Below are 14,382 nucleotides of genomic sequence, written 5' to 3'. Positions count from 1 at the left end.
CCTGATTCCGCAAAGTCCGGCATCTCATTGCGCCGGTTGGTGTTTTTGTCGTCGCGCTGCGCCTGCTTTCAAACCGCGAGATAGCCGCCGTCGACAGGCAGGATCGCGCCCGTGACGAAGGCAGCCGCGTCCGAAAGCAGGAAGGCGATCGCACCGCCGACATCGCCGGGCTCGCCCCAGCGGCCCATCGGCGTGCGCGCCAGGATCGGCGCCGAGCGGGCGGCGTCCTCGACCAGCGGCTTCGTCAGCTCGGTTGCGATCCAGCCCGGTGCGACCGCGTTGACGCGGATGCCGTCGGTCGCCCAGGCCGCCGCCAGCGATTTGGTGAGCTGGCCGATCGCGCCCTTGGAGGCGGAGTAACCCGGCGCATAGGCCGAGCCGTGGAAGGTCAGCATCGAGGCGATGTTGACGATCGCGCCGCCCGCCTTGTCCTGCGCCTTCGCCGCCAGCTTGTCCTTCACTGCGAGGCACATCCGCATGGTGCCGTTGAGGTTGACCTCGATCGTCATGCGGAAGGCGTCGATCTCGAACTCCTTGCCGTTGCGCTGGATCATGCCGGCGCAGTTCACCAGCGCGTCGAGGCGCGGGCACAGGGCGATGATGCTTGCGACCTGCGCGTCGCTGGTGACGTCGAGCTGCGCGTGGCGGATCGCGGGGTGGGGCGGGGCAACCGCAACCTCCTCCGCGGTCAGTCCGGTGGCGAGAACCTCGTAACCGGCCCGGGCAAGAGCGAGCGCGGCTCCCGCGCCGATGCCGCGCGTGCCTCCGGTAACGAGGGCGAATTTGGAAGATGAGCTGTCCATGGCGGCAAGCTAAAGCGGCCGGCGCAAAGGGGGAAGGCTGGGAAAGGCAGGGCAGGGCCTCGTCAATCGAGCGGAGTCTCGTCGATTGATCGGATCTTATCAATCGAGAGTGTATTTCAGGCGCAGCATGGCGGTGCCGCGCGTCTCGAAATCGCTTGCGACGAGCGGCATCTGCCGCGCCAGCGCGACGTCGAGGGAGGCCTCCCAGGGCAGGTCGGCCAGGGCGGCGAGGTTGGCCGAGAGCTTGACCTCCGGCACCAGGCTCGAGTGCGGTCCGTCGCCGGGCGCGAAGACATAATTGCCTGCCATGCTCAATTGCGAGGTCATGGTCAGGTGCTCGAAAAGCTGGTGGCGATAGCCGACGAGCAGATTGGCGTTCTGCTCGGGATTGCCGAGGACGCCGCTGCCGCCACCCGTCGAGATCGTCCAGATGAAACCGGGGCCGGCATTGGCGATCGGGCGGGCGAGCCGCCAGTCGATGCGGGCGTCGCGGCCCCGTTCATCTCCGGGCGGGGCGGTGAGCCTGGTGGAGACCGAGAAGATATCCGCACCGAGCTTGAAGCCGACCGAGCGTTCCGGCAGCGCACCTGCCATCGTGCTGCGGGCGGCAAAGCCCTTGCGAATGATGTCGACGGGAATCGGCGCACGGGCCTGGCCATGGGCGTTCGATGCGGCGATCTGCGCCGCGAGCCCGGTCAGATCGGGTTCGAGGAGGGCGTCATTGGCGCTGTCCTGCTTGCCCTGGCCGGGCGCGTCTCCGGGAGCTTCGAACTCGAGCGCGGGTCTGGGGATCGGGATACGCGGGCTATAGGGCAGGCCGTCCTGAGCCTGTGTGGTGCCTGCCATGACGAACACTGCTCCAGCGATGCCGGTGCGCATCCAGGCGAGCGGGCCAAGGCGAAGTCTGCGATGGTGGTGATGCATGGTGGTCGCCCCTGCGCGATGACGATCAGCACGCAAGGCTAGAACGGGACCGTGCAATTTTTGCGGCAGTGCAGCATCGCCTTCGCGCCATTCGCCCAAAAGCCGTGCTTCCCCCTTGCCCTCGAACCCGCTAGGAAGCGCGCAGCCGCCTGCCGCGTGCTTGCTGCAGGCCGGAATCGTTCCAGTCTGGCCAGCATCAGGGGTCGAAATCACATGAGCAAGATCAAGGTCGCCAACCCGGTCGTCGATATGGACGGCGATGAGATGACCCGCATCATCTGGCAGAAGATCAAGGAGACCTTGATCTTCCCCTATCTCGACCTCGAGCTGGATTATTACGATCTCTCGGTCGAGAACCGCGACGCCACCGACGACCAGGTCACCATCGACGCCGCCAACGCCACCAAGAAGCATGGTGTCGCGGTGAAATGCGCGACGATCACGCCCGATGAAGGCCGCGTGAAGGAATTCAACCTGAAGTCGATGTGGAAGTCGCCTAACGGCACGATCCGCAACATCCTCGGCGGCGTGATCTTCCGCGAGCCGATCATCTGCAAGAACGTGCCGCGCCTCGTGCCGGGCTGGACCCAGCCGATCGTCATCGGCCGCCATGCCTATGGCGACCAATACCGCGCCACCGACTTCAAGTTCCCCGGCAAGGGCACGCTGTCGATCAAGTTCGTCGGCGAGGACGGCGCGGTGATCGAGAAGGAGGTCTTCAAGGCCCCCGACGCCGGCGTCGCCATGGCGATGTACAATCTCGACGATTCGATCCGGGATTTCGCCCGCGCCTCGCTGAATTACGGCCTGATCCGCAAATACCCGGTCTATCTCTCGACCAAGAACACCATCCTCAAGACCTATGACGGGCGCTTCAAGGACATCTTCGAGGAGATCTACCAGGCCGAGTTCAAGGCCGAATTCGACAAGCTCGGCATCACCTATGAGCACCGCCTCATCGACGACATGGTCGCCTCCGCGATGAAGTGGTCGGGCGGTTATGTCTGGGCCTGCAAGAACTATGATGGCGACGTGCAGTCCGACACCGTCGCGCAGGGCTTCGGCTCGCTTGGCCTGATGACCTCGGTGCTGATGACGCCGGACGGCAAAACCGTCGAGGCAGAGGCCGCCCATGGCACGGTGACGCGCCATTATCGCGAGCACCAGAAGGGCAAGGAGACGTCGACGAACTCGATCGCCTCGATCTTCGCCTGGACGCGTGGCCTTGCCCACCGCGCCAAGCTCGACGGCAATGCCGAGCTCGCCAAGTTCGCGCTGTTGCTGGAGAAGGTCACGGTCGACACGGTCGAGGCCGGCGACATGACCAAGGATCTGGCGCTGCTGGTCGGCGCGGAGCAGAAGTGGCTCTCGACAACCGGCTTCCTCGACAAGGTCAGCGACAACCTGCGCAAGGCGATGGCCGCCTGAGGCGTTAGAGCCGTTTCCGATCCGATCGGGTCGTTCAACAGCTCCTGCGCTTTGTTGGAACGCGTTTTCTTCACGCGAACCGGTTTCCACTTCGCTCGAAAACGAGCCCGCGCGACTTGTCGTCGCTTTCAAGCCCGGCCAATCTGGCCGGGCTTTTTCGCGGGGACCCCATCATGTCCAAGACACAGCCCGTGACCGGCGGCTGCCAGTGCGGCGCAGTGCGCTACCGTCTGAAGCAGCCGCCGTCCAAAATCTCGATCTGCTTTTGCCGGATGTGCCAGAAGGCTGTCGGCGGCTATTTCGGCGCTTTCGCCAGCTCTGCGCTCGACGATCTCGTCTGGACCAAAGGGCAGCCCAGCATCTTCGCGTCCTCAGAGGTGGCGGAGCGCGGCTTCTGCTCGTCCTGCGGCACGCCATTGAGCTTCAGCTATCGCGGCAGCGGCCGAATTTCGGTCACTGCCGGCAGCCTCGATGATCCGGCCGGCCATCCGCCGAGCCTGGCCTATGGCGTCGAGGGCCGCATGCCCTGGTTCGACGATCTCTGCCGGCTTACGGGCAGCAGCACCGAGGACGATATCCCGCCGGGCGAAATCGCCCGATACCGTTCGCGCCAGCATCCCGATCACGAACTTTGATGGGGCCGGCGCGGGAGCCTATTCGACCGTGATCTCCTGGCGCGCCAGGATGCGATGTTCGGCCAGCGGCGCGTGCATGACATAGCGCAATTCATAGGCGCCCGGCATCTCGGGAGCTTCCAATGTCGCCTCGATGTTTTCCGCCGGGAAGAATGAGGGGCCTGCAGCGTCCGCTGCGGCATCCTTCGGCACGATGACGACGCGATCCTGCTCGCCATTGGGGCCGATGCCCCGCACGGGCAGGCCATTTCCGCGCGCGACGCGGGCGGGCGCGGAGACTGTCGCGCTGGCCGGCGTCGTGACCAGCGGCTGGCGCAGCAGGATGACCGGCGCGCCGTCGCGATCCTGGGTCAAGCGCAATTCATAGGAGCCAGCATCGCCGGGCGTCTGCAGGCTTGCGGAGGGCCGGCCGGACAGTTCGACGACGATGATGGCGCGCGTCGCGGCGTCATCGGGCCGCGCGATGGCGAGCCTTGCCTTGCCGGGAGCATTGCTGACGGCGACGCCGAGCATCGAGCCCGCCATGATGGTGCGCGACGCCGACAGGCCTGGGCCCGGCCGGGCCGGGCCGGATTGGGCGAGGGCGAAAGCCGGAGTGAGCAGCATGACGAGCCCGCTAGAGCAGGATGCGAAAAAGTGGGAACCGGTTTTTCGCATCGATCCTGCTCTAACTTTTTGATGAGAGACGGATTCAGATTTCAGACGGGATCACAAAGTGACCCCGTCTGAAATCATCCGGCTCTTGCGATCTGCAGTAGCCTGATCATGCCTGCGCCAGTGTCCTGATGCGCTCGGCGAGCTTGGGGTGGCGCTTCGTCAGGGCGTGGAAATCGATCGGATCGAGCACCAGGAGTTTTGACGGCGCCGTCGCGACCGCAGCATTCGGGCAGGGGGAGTGGCTCGCAATGGCCATATCGCCGAACCGCAACTCTCCGAAGAAATGACCTTCGTCCAATCGCTTCTTGCCCTCCGGCAGCCGGATCTCGACCTCGCCGCTGGCGATGAAATAGAGCGCCCGGCCGGGCTCGCCTTCATGCATGACTACAGCTCCGTTCCGGACTGTCTGGGCGCGCAGGAACTGCATGACTTCGGCGATCTCGGCGGCGTCTAGCCCGCCGAACAGCGGTACGCGTGCGATCATACTCCAGGTCACGACGAATTCGCGCCGATGGATCTCCTGCGCGAAAGCGGTCGCCACGATGCCAACGGGCAACGCCAGCATGATGAGACCGAGCACGGCCGTCACCGCCGCGACAGCCTTGCCCGCCGCGGTGACAGGGTAGACGTCGCCATAGCCGACCGTGGTCAGCGTAATGATCGCCCACCACATCGCGTCGGGTATCGTGCCGAATTTCTCGGCTTGCGCTTCATGCTCGACGATATGCATGGCGCTTGCCGCCATCAGCATCACGCCCATCAGGATGACGAAGCAGGCGAAAAGCGCCTTGCGCTCCGCGGCGAGCGCGGCCGAGAGTGAGGCCATGCCGGGGGAATAGCGTCCGAGCTTGAAGAAGCGCAGCAGCCGGAGCAGCAGCAGGACCTTGAGTTCGCCGAAGCCCATGAGGCCGAACAGGAGCGGCAGGGTCGCCAGCAGATCGACGACCGCCGGCACGGAGGCGGCATAGGCGAGGCGCGCCCGCGCCGGGCTCAGTCCCCGGTAACGCGCATGCTCCGGGGCGGCCCAGAGCCGGATTGCATATTCGAGTGCGAAGATGAGGAGGGAGACGAGCTCGAAGGCCTGGAAGCCGACGCTGAACCGGGCGGCGATCGAGGGTACCGATTCCAGGACGATCGCCACGACATTGGCGCAAATCAGCGCCACCAGGCCGCGATGGAGCATGGTGGCGACGAGATCGTCGCCGGCGCCATGGTCGATCCACAGGTGAACTTGCCGCCGCCAGGTCGATAACGACGCGGCGGCGGCCATGACGGGGTCAGCCCATCGCGGCTGCGACGGCGTCGAGCGCAGCCTGCGCCTTGTCGCCGTCGGGGCCGCCTGCCTGGGCCATGTCGCGCCGGCCGCCGCCGCCCTTGCCGCCAAGCTGTTCGGAGGCCGCGCGCACCAGCGCCACCGCGTCGAAACGGGCGGTCATGTCCTCGGTGACGCCAACCACCACGCCGGCCTTACCATCCTCGGCGACGCCGACGATGACGACGACACCGGAGCCGACGCGCGTCTTGGCTTCATCCGCCAGGCTCTTCAGATCCTTCATCTCGACGCCGCTGACGGCGCGCGCGAGCAGCTTCGCGCCGGCGATCTCCTGGATAGGCTCGTCTGCTGCGCCACCGCCGCCCATGGCGAGCTTCTTGCGCGCTTCGGTCAGGTCGCGGTCGAGCTTGCGGCGCTCCTCGATCAGGGCGGTGAGCCTGGGGCCGGCCTCGGAGGCCGGAACCTTCAGCAGATTGGCGAGGCCCTGCAGCAAGCGGGATTCTGAGTTCAGATGCGCGCGGGCATGGTTTCCGGTCATCGCCTCCAGGCGCCGCACACCCGCCGCCACCGCGCTCTCGCCGACGACGCTGACGAGGCCGATATCGCCGGTGCGCGTCGCATGGGTGCCGCCGCAGAGCTCGATCGAGAACGGCTTGTCCGCAGCCGTCGTTCCCATCGAGACGACGCGGACTTCATCGCCATATTTCTCGCCGAAGAGCGCGCGCGCGCCCGAGGCGGTCGCCTCATCGACGCTCATCAATCGCGTCGTCACCGGCTCGTTGCGCAGCACGATCGCATTGGCGATCTCCTCGACCTCGCGCAGCTCCTCCGCCGAGATCGGCTTGGGATGCGAGAAGTCGAAACGCAGACGCTCGGGCGAGACCAGCGAGCCCTTCTGGGCGACATGGTCGCCGAGCACGAGGCGCAGCGCCTCATGCAGCAGATGGGTCGCGGAATGGTTGGCGCGGATCGCGCCGCGGCGGGCATGATCGACCAGGAGCTCGACCGGCTGGCCGCGCTTCAACTCGCCCTCCTTCACCGTGACGATGTGAGCGAAGACGTCGCCGAGCTTCTTCTGGACGTCGGAGACTTCGGCGACGGTGCCCGAGGCGCGGATCGTGCCGGCATCGCCGATCTGGCCGCCGGATTCACCGTAGAAGGGCGTCTGGTTGACGATCACGAAGCCGCTCTCGCCGGATTTCAGGCTCTCGACCTCGGCATTGTCGCGGATCAGTGCCGTGACCACGCCCTCGGCGGTCTCGGTGTCGTAGCCGAGGAACTCGGTTGCGCCGACGCGGTCGCGTAGCGGGAACCAGAGCTTTTCGGTCGCGGCTTCGCCGGTGCCGGCCCAGGCGGCGCGCGCCTTGGCCTTCTGCTGCTGCATCGCCGCATCGAACCCCTCGGTATCGACCGAGACGCCACGCGCGCGCAGCGCGTCCTGGGTCAGATCGAGCGGGAAGCCATAGGTATCGTAGAGCGTGAAGGCGACATCGCCCTTCAGGCTCTGGCCGGAGACCAGGTCGCGGGCGGCGTCGTCGAGCAGCGTCAGGCCGCGCGCCAGCGTGGTGCGGAAGCGCGTCTCCTCCAGCTTCAGCGTCTCGGAGATCAGGCTCTCGGCGCGCAGCAGTTCGGGATAGGCGCGGCCCATCTCGCGCGTCAGCACCGGCACGAGCTTGTAGAGCAGCGGCTCCTTGGCGCCGAGCAACTGGGCATGGCGCATGCCGCGCCGCATGATCCGGCGCAGCACATAGCCGCGGCCTTCGTTGGAGGGCAGCACGCCGTCGGCGATCAGGAAGGCCGAGCAGCGCAGATGGTCGGCGATGACGCGGTGGCTCGCCTTCATCGGTCCGTCCGACGCCACCGAGGTCAGGTCGGCGATAGCGCCGATCAAGGCCGCGAACAGGTCGATAGCGTAGTTGTCATGCGTACCCTGGAGCACGGCGGCGATGCGCTCCAGCCCCATGCCGGTATCGATCGAGGGGCGCGGCAGGTCGGTCCTGATCCCGCCCGCTGCTTCCTCATACTGCATGAAGACGAGATTCCAGATCTCGATGAAGCGGTCGCCATCCTCATCGGGCGAGCCCGGAGGACCACCGGGAATGTGGTCGCCGTGGTCGTAGAAGATCTCGGAGCAGGGGCCGCAGGGGCCGGTATCGCCCATGCGCCAGAAATTATCCGAGGTCGGGATGCGGATGATCCGGGAATCCGGAAGCCCGGCGATCTTCTTCCAGAGAGCATGCGCCTCGTCGTCCTCGGAATAGACGGTGACGGTCAGCTTCTCCTTGGGCAGGCCGAATTCGCGCGTGATCAGGGTCCAGGCGTGAGTGATCGCCTGTTCCTTGAAATAATCGCCGAAGGAGAAATTCCCCAGCATCTCGAAGAAGGTGTGGTGACGGGCGGTGTAGCCGACATTGTCGAGATCATTGTGCTTGCCGCCGGCGCGCACGCATTTCTGCGCCGTAGTGGCGCGAGCATAGGGGCGCTTCTCCTGGCCGGTGAAGACGTTCTTGAACTGCACCATGCCCGAATTGGCGAACATCAGCGTCGGGTCGTTGCGCGGCACGAGCGGGCTCGAGGCGACGACCTCATGGCCGGCCGACTTGAAATAATCGAGGAAGGTGGACCGGATCTCGTTGACGCCGCTCATCGCAATTGGAAACTCTGGTTCAGGACGGGGCCGGGGCGCTTCCCGGCGACATCAGCGTTCTAGTCAGGCGGCTTGCCCCTGTCGAGAGAGCCGAAGCGCGAGATGTTGTCCCAAAGCCTTGGCCACAAACGAAAGCTTGGCCGCAAACGAAAACGGGCGGCCCGATCGGCCGCCCGCTGAGAGATCCGCTTCGCCTGGCTCAGGCCTGCCCCTCGTCGAGATCGTCGTCAGTCGGGGTCGCCTGGTCGAGGATGCGTTCGGCGACGAGGCCGGAATTCTGCCGGATCGTCGCCTCGATCTTGGCCGCCACATCCGGATTGGCCTTGAGGAAAGCCTTGGCGTTCTCGCGGCCCTGGCCGAGGCGTTGGCTGTCGAAGGAGAACCAGGCGCCGGATTTTTCGACCATGCCGGCCTTGACGCCGAGATCGACCAGTTCGCCGACCTTGGAGATGCCTTCGCCGAACATGATGTCGAACTCGACCTGCTTGAAGGGCGGGGCGACCTTGTTCTTCACGACCTTGACGCGGACCTGGTTGCCGGTCGCTTCCTCACGGTCCTTCAGTGTCGAGATGCGGCGGATGTCGAGGCGCACCGAGGCGTAGAATTTCAGCGCATTGCCGCCGGTCGTGGTCTCGGGCGAGCCATACATCACGCCGATCTTCATGCGGATCTGGTTGATGAAGATGACCATGCAGTTCGAGCGCGAGATCGAGGCGGTCAGCTTGCGCAGCGCCTGGCTCATCAGGCGGGCCTGCAGGCCGGGCTGGACATCGCCCATCTCGCCCTCGATTTCGGCGCGCGGGGTCAGCGCGGCGACCGAGTCGACCACCAGCACGTCGATCGCACCCGAGCGCACCAGCGTGTCGGTGATCTCCAGCGCCTGTTCGCCGGTGTCGGGCTGCGAGATCAGGAGGTCGTCGAGATTGACCCCGAGCTTGCGGGCATAGACCGGATCGAGCGCATGCTCGGCGTCGACGAAGGCGCAGACGCCGCCCTTCTTCTGGGCCTCGGCGATAGTGTGGAGCGCCAGCGTCGTCTTGCCGGAGGATTCAGGCCCGTAAATCTCGATGACACGGCCGCGCGGCAGGCCGCCGACGCCGAGCGCGATGTCGAGGCCCAGCGAACCCGTCGAAATCGTCTCAATCTCGATCGCCTGCTGGTTCTTGCCCAGCCGCATGATCGAGCCCTTGCCGAAGGCGCGTTCGATCTGCGAGAGCGCGGCGTCCAGCGCCTTGGCCTTGTCCATCGAGGAGCCTTCCACGAGCTTGAGATTCGCCTGATTCACGGATTGCGCTCCTTATGGCAGGGGCGCGGGGACATCTCAATCCGCGCCGATGGCGAAGATTGATCATGGTTTGTTCTTGTTCGCAAGTTCTTTTTTTGTTCCGGTCATCGCGTGGCGATATACACCGGGCTGAGCCGTTCTAGCAGAGATGGCGGGATAACCGCTTGGTCGGGTTAAGCCGCCGCTCGGCCAAGCATTTCCGCGCTTGCATAGCTTGAATGACCAAGTCGCTGATTCCGTGGTTTCGCAGCACGGGCTGGCACGGATCGTGCCTGCGGTTCTCGCTTCGCCTGTGTCTAAATGCCTAGGACTATGCTTGGCCATATGCCGAGTGGCGGCTCGGACGCGCCGAAATGTCAGGCCTTCGATCTGGTGCCTTCCACGAAATAGTGCTCGGGCGATGTCTGGGCTTGAGGTTGTTTTTGGGTCCAGGCCGTTTGGGATAATCTGTCGTTGCGTGGTGTTGATGAATGGTTTTCGCCCGTGTTCATCAAACCGCGGAGGGTGATTTGCTGCCTCAAAAACTGGCTGAATACTACGGCGTCGGTGCTGTTCCAGGTTTTGAAGGGCGAGCTTCCGATCCGCGGCGCGGCCATTTGCCGGAGCTGATGGGGCTGCGTGGCGTCGCTATACTGATCGTCGTTTGCGGTCATTTACTGCAGAGGGTGGAGCGCTTTTACGGCGAAACGTCCCTGGTCGCTTGGGAGAAGTTTCTGTTCAACGTTCTCGCGACGCCGTTTACTGGGTGTCGGCTGCTGTTTTTCATCAGCGGCTATGCCCTGATGATATCGCTGCAGGACAAAGGGCAATCTTCACATCGATCCTCCGCTGCGATCGAAATAAAGAAAAGGTTTCTCAGGATATGGCCTCCGTATTTTATGGTCCTGGCGGCGACGCTTCTTTTTCTATCAGCGACAGGGTATAAGCCGTCTGGAACATATCAATTTGAATCTAAGCCTGATTCTCTTGTTGTAAGCTTCTTATTTAGTCTTGTATTTTTACACGATTTGATTTTTGATACGTTTCCGAGATTGTTCCCGCCGGGATGGTATCTCGAGGTTCACGTTCAATTCTTCTTGGTTGGCGCTTGGGTCTGGCGCTGGTATCTTAAAATTCGGGCGGGCGCAGCACGGCTGAGCATCGGGGTGATGCTCCTGATCTTGTTCCTGCTCGTCTCGTCGCTTGCCATGGAATACGGATCCCGCGGCATCCGATACTCAGTCATCGCCTTCATGCCCTATTTCTGGGCGGGCGCGCTTCTCGCTGATTTTCGTATCCATCGCGACGGTGATCAGATCGATCGCGCCCTCCGGCGCGTGTGGCTTGTCGGTTGGCTGGGGCTGGCGGCGCTCATCATCCTTGGGGCGCCTTTCGGCGATGCGTTGGTGCAGTTGTCGGGGCAGGTCATCTGCCTCGGACTGATCATTCGTGCCTCGTTCGTCGGCAGGACCAATTTTCAACGTGCGCTGGTCAGTCGATGGCTGGCCAAGGTCGGCGTCGCCTCCTATTCGATCTATTTGGTTCACCTTCAGATCTTGCAGGTCGTGATAGAGCTTGTGGTGATAAATTTTAGGCAATTTCCTGTATTTATGCTGGTCGCCCTGTGCGTTTTTTGGGGCCTTTCAGCGGTAATGGCAGTCTCCTTCCTTTTCTATTGGCTGGTTGAGCGCCCGTGGATGGTGGTTGCGCTGCGGGCATCTCCCAGTTCCGAGACAAGTGATGCCGGCTCTCGCAAGGAGAAAACATTTTTTGCACTCTAGGGAGGCGGCCGGACTTCAGTCGGGCTCTCCGAGCGCTTCCTGCCCGGGCTTTTCCTGAAGCGCATCGCCGAGGCGTTCGAGCTCCAGCGTGTAACAGTAGAGAGCGAAGAGAATGGCGATCAGGATTCCGCCGCGCCAGCTCAGACCGAGATAGTCAAGGTCGAACTCTGGAACATGCCGAGGAAAGTAGAGCGAGAACAGCGCCCCGCCAAAGATCAATCCGATCTTGCTCGCAAAGGCGAGGAAGTGGCTGATGACAATGTTCTTGTCGGGGCTTGGAACGGCAACCGTTCTCTGACGCCGCCAATAGAAGACCTGTCCGGCGCAAATCGTCTGAGCGACCATCAGGACAATGTATCCGCGCGGGTTCTCGCGCGGCATACGGAACATTTATATCTTCGTCGCGGCCAGCCCTTCGCCGCGGCGCCCGGGCCGATCCCGCTCACCCCATCGCCGCCTTCACCGTTTCCACCAACTGCTTCATCGTGAAGGGCTTGGGCAGGAACTGGAAGTCCTCGCCCTCGGGCAGGTTCTTGCGGAAGGCCTCTTCGGCGTAGCCGGAGACGAAGACGACCTTGGTCGCCGGGTTGCGCTGGCGCAGTTCGCCGAGCAGGGTCGGGCCGTCCATCTCCGGCATGACCACGTCGGAGACGACGAGGTCGATGCGGCCATCATGCTTCATGAAGATGTCGAGCGCCTCGACGCCCGAGGCCGCCTCGTGGACCGTGTAACCGCGCGAGACCAGCATGCGGGCATTGAGCGCACGGACCGCATCCTCATCCTCGACCAGCAGGATGACGCCGGCGCCGGTATGGTCGGCGGCGAGCTTCTTGGGCGCCTCCTTGGCGGCGGCTTCGGCGGCGATCTCCTCGGCGCTCGGCACATGCCTGGGCAGGAAGATGCGGAAGGTCGTGCCCCGGCCGACGGCGGAATCGCAGAAGACGAAGCCGCCGGTCTGCTTGACGATGCCATAGACCATGGAGAGGCCCAAGCCCGTGCCCTTGCCGACCTCCTTGGTGGTGAAGAAGGGCTCGAAGATCTTGTCGAGATGCTCGGGCGAGATGCCGGTACCGGTGTCCTCGACCTCGAGCAGCACATAGTCGTCGGCCGGCAAGGCGGCATGGCCGAAGCCCGCCGCATCGGCGGCCGCGACATTGCGGGTGCGCACCGTCAGCTTGCCGCCGTCGGGCATGGCGTCGCGGGCGTTGACTGCGAGATTGACGATGACCTGTTCGAGCTGGCCGAGATCAGCCTTGACCGACCAGAGGTCGCGACCCTGGCGGACATCGAGCCCGACCTTGTCGGCAACCACGCGTTTCAGCATCAGCGAGAGATCGGAGAGCACGTCGCCAAGCTCGAGCACCTGCGGGCGCAGCGTCTGCCGGCGCGAGAAGGCGAGCAATTGCCGCACCAGAGCCGCCGCACGATAGGCGTTCTGCTTGATCTGCATGATGTCGGGGAAGGAGGGGTCCGTCGGCCGGTGGCTGGCGAGCAGGAACTCCGAGGCGTTGATGATGACCTGCAGCACATTGTTGAAGTCGTGTGCGATGCCGCCGGCGAGCTGGCCCACCGCCTGCATCTTGCCGGCCTGGTCCATATTGTCCTTGAGCTTGCGCTCGTCGGTGGTCTCCAGCGCGTAGATGATGGCGCGCTCGCCGTCGCCATCTTCCGTGGCCGCCACGGGAGAGAGGTAGAGCCTGGCCGAGCGCCCGTCCTCGCCTGCAAGCGTGACGTCGAGCGGGGCGATGTCGGCGCGGCCATCCATCGCATCCGACAAGGCGCGCTGCAGCTCGGCCGCGCCCGGCGTGACCAGGTCCTGGATCGCGGCCGGCTGGGGGCCGGCCTGCGTCAAGCGGGTGAAGGCGGCGTTGGAGCGCAGGATGGCGCCGGCCTTGTCGACGGTGGCGATCGCCATCGGAGTGGAGTGGAAGAAGCGGGCGAAGCGGACCTCGGCGTCGCTGCGGCCGTCGGAGCCGGCCTCGCCGGAGGTGCGGTTCAGCACCAGCGTGCGCGAGGGGCCGGCGCGGCCGTCGCTGCCGAAGGCAACCTGATGATGCAGCCTGACGGGCAGCGGCACGCCGTTGCGGCGCTTGAGGTCGACATCGAGCACTTCGGTGCGGACATCGCCGGGCAGGCCGCGAATGGCCTGGACGAGGGCCGCGGCGTTGGGCGTAGCGATGTCGTCGAGATGCAGGCCGCCGGAGCCGAAGCGGGCGAGATCGAAATCGAGCCAGCCGGAGAGGGTGGCGTTGAGATAGGAGACCTCGCCATCGGCATCGATCGAGACGAAACCGGCTGGCGCATGGTCGAGATAGTCGATCGCGTGCTGCAACTCCTGGAAGGCGTTCTCCTGACGCTCGCGCTCGGGCGTTACGTCCGAGACGCTCCAGAGCGTGGCCGGCCTGCTGTCGCGGTGAACGGAGGAGACGCGGATGCGGTACCAGCCGACGCCGCCGCGCCCGTCCAGCGCGGGCTCGAGCCTAACCTCCTCGATGAGGCGGCGGTTCTCGCGTGCTGCGGTAGCGAGGCGGTAGATCGCCTCCGACACGTCGGCGCGGCCGGTGAAGAGGCGCTCGACCGGGCGAATGTCGCTGGCGCCGCGGGCGCCGGCCAAAGCGAGATAGGCCTCGTTGGCATAGACGATGCGGTTCTCGCCCTCGGTGACGACGACGCCGTCCTCGGCACCGTCGACTATGGCCTTGGTCAAGTCGTTGCGGGCGGCGCGGCCGGAAAACTGGATGAGGCCGATGGCGAAGGCAAAGAGGCCGAAGACGCCGATCACAGAGAGCAGCGCCAGCAATCCGAGGATCAGCGGCTGCGCCCATTCATTGGCGATGAAGCCGAGCGCGATCGCCGCGCCGACGAGCAGCCCCGCGACGAGCAGGATGACGCCGATATGGCCGGGCTTGTCGGAGCGATCGATCGCCGTGGTCGCCGTGGTTCCGCTCATTGCGGTTTGGTCCGTTCCAT

General features: G+C 64.6%; 11 protein-coding genes. 3 read left to right on the top strand and 8 right to left on the bottom strand.

The genetic code is table 11. The features are described 5' to 3' along the window. Positions 1–68: 68 nt before the first annotated feature. Together J2Y55_RS19205 and J2Y55_RS19200 are read right to left on the bottom strand one after the other, a co-directional pair. Positions 69–803 carry an SDR family NAD(P)-dependent oxidoreductase gene (locus tag J2Y55_RS19205; RefSeq protein WP_310156816.1) on the bottom strand — a complete coding sequence of 245 codons (735 nt, stop codon included), beginning with the start codon at positions 801–803 and terminating at the stop codon, positions 69–71. A 99-nt stretch (positions 804–902) separates the two neighbouring features. Then, complete coding sequence (locus tag J2Y55_RS19200; RefSeq protein WP_310156814.1) at positions 903–1,649, bottom strand: hypothetical protein; 747 nt, start codon at positions 1,647–1,649, stop codon at positions 903–905. A 291-nt stretch (positions 1,650–1,940) separates the two neighbouring features. On the opposite strand from J2Y55_RS19200, the gene J2Y55_RS19195 reads away from it, so the two are divergent. Next, on the top strand, positions 1,941–3,155 hold the full coding sequence (locus J2Y55_RS19195; RefSeq protein WP_310156812.1) for an NADP-dependent isocitrate dehydrogenase: 1,215 nt from the start codon (positions 1,941–1,943) through the stop codon (positions 3,153–3,155). Between the two features lie 173 nt (positions 3,156–3,328). Then, positions 3,329–3,790 carry a GFA family protein gene (locus J2Y55_RS19190; RefSeq protein WP_310156810.1) on the top strand — a complete coding sequence of 154 codons (462 nt, stop codon included), beginning with the start codon at positions 3,329–3,331 and terminating at the stop codon, positions 3,788–3,790. Between the two features lie 18 nt (positions 3,791–3,808). Here the strand turns inward: J2Y55_RS19190 and J2Y55_RS19185 are convergent, their stop codons facing one another. From J2Y55_RS19185 to recA, 4 genes are all read right to left on the bottom strand, one after another. Next, positions 3,809–4,396 (bottom strand): hypothetical protein, encoded by a 588-nt coding sequence (locus tag J2Y55_RS19185; RefSeq protein WP_310156808.1) that lies wholly within the window; start codon positions 4,394–4,396, stop codon positions 3,809–3,811. A gap of 157 nt (positions 4,397–4,553) precedes the next feature. After that, positions 4,554–5,717 carry a cyclic nucleotide-gated ion channel gene (locus J2Y55_RS19180; RefSeq protein ID WP_310156807.1) on the bottom strand — a complete coding sequence of 388 codons (1,164 nt, stop codon included), beginning with the start codon at positions 5,715–5,717 and terminating at the stop codon, positions 4,554–4,556. Positions 5,718–5,724: 7 nt separating this feature from the next. Further along, positions 5,725–8,367, bottom strand: coding sequence for an alanine--tRNA ligase (alaS, locus tag J2Y55_RS19175; protein WP_310156805.1), 2,643 nt, complete (start codon positions 8,365–8,367; stop codon positions 5,725–5,727). A 199-nt stretch (positions 8,368–8,566) separates the two neighbouring features. Continuing rightward, positions 8,567–9,613: a recombinase RecA gene (gene recA / locus J2Y55_RS19170; protein ID WP_404978974.1), complete on the bottom strand. Its 1,047-nt coding sequence runs from the start codon at positions 9,611–9,613 to the stop codon at positions 8,567–8,569. Between the two features lie 509 nt (positions 9,614–10,122). Between recA and J2Y55_RS19165 the strand changes: the two genes are divergently transcribed. Continuing rightward, a complete protein-coding gene (locus J2Y55_RS19165; protein ID WP_310156800.1) occupies positions 10,123–11,412 on the top strand; it encodes an acyltransferase family protein in 1,290 nt (429 codons plus the stop codon). Positions 11,413–11,427: 15 nt separating this feature from the next. Here the strand turns inward: J2Y55_RS19165 and J2Y55_RS19160 are convergent, their stop codons facing one another. Further along, a complete protein-coding gene (locus J2Y55_RS19160) occupies positions 11,428–11,757 on the bottom strand; it encodes a hypothetical protein (RefSeq protein WP_310156798.1) in 330 nt (109 codons plus the stop codon). Positions 11,758–11,854: 97 nt separating this feature from the next. Beyond that, positions 11,855–14,362, bottom strand: coding sequence for a cell cycle histidine kinase CckA (gene cckA / locus J2Y55_RS19155; protein ID WP_310156796.1), 2,508 nt, complete (start codon positions 14,360–14,362; stop codon positions 11,855–11,857). Positions 14,363–14,382: the final 20 nt, after the last annotated feature.

Source organism: Allobosea sp. BE125, assembly GCF_031456075.1.
In the GTDB taxonomy this organism is placed as follows: Bacteria; Pseudomonadota; Alphaproteobacteria; order Rhizobiales; family Beijerinckiaceae; genus Allobosea.
This window is presented reverse-complemented; position numbering and strand designations above follow the sequence as displayed.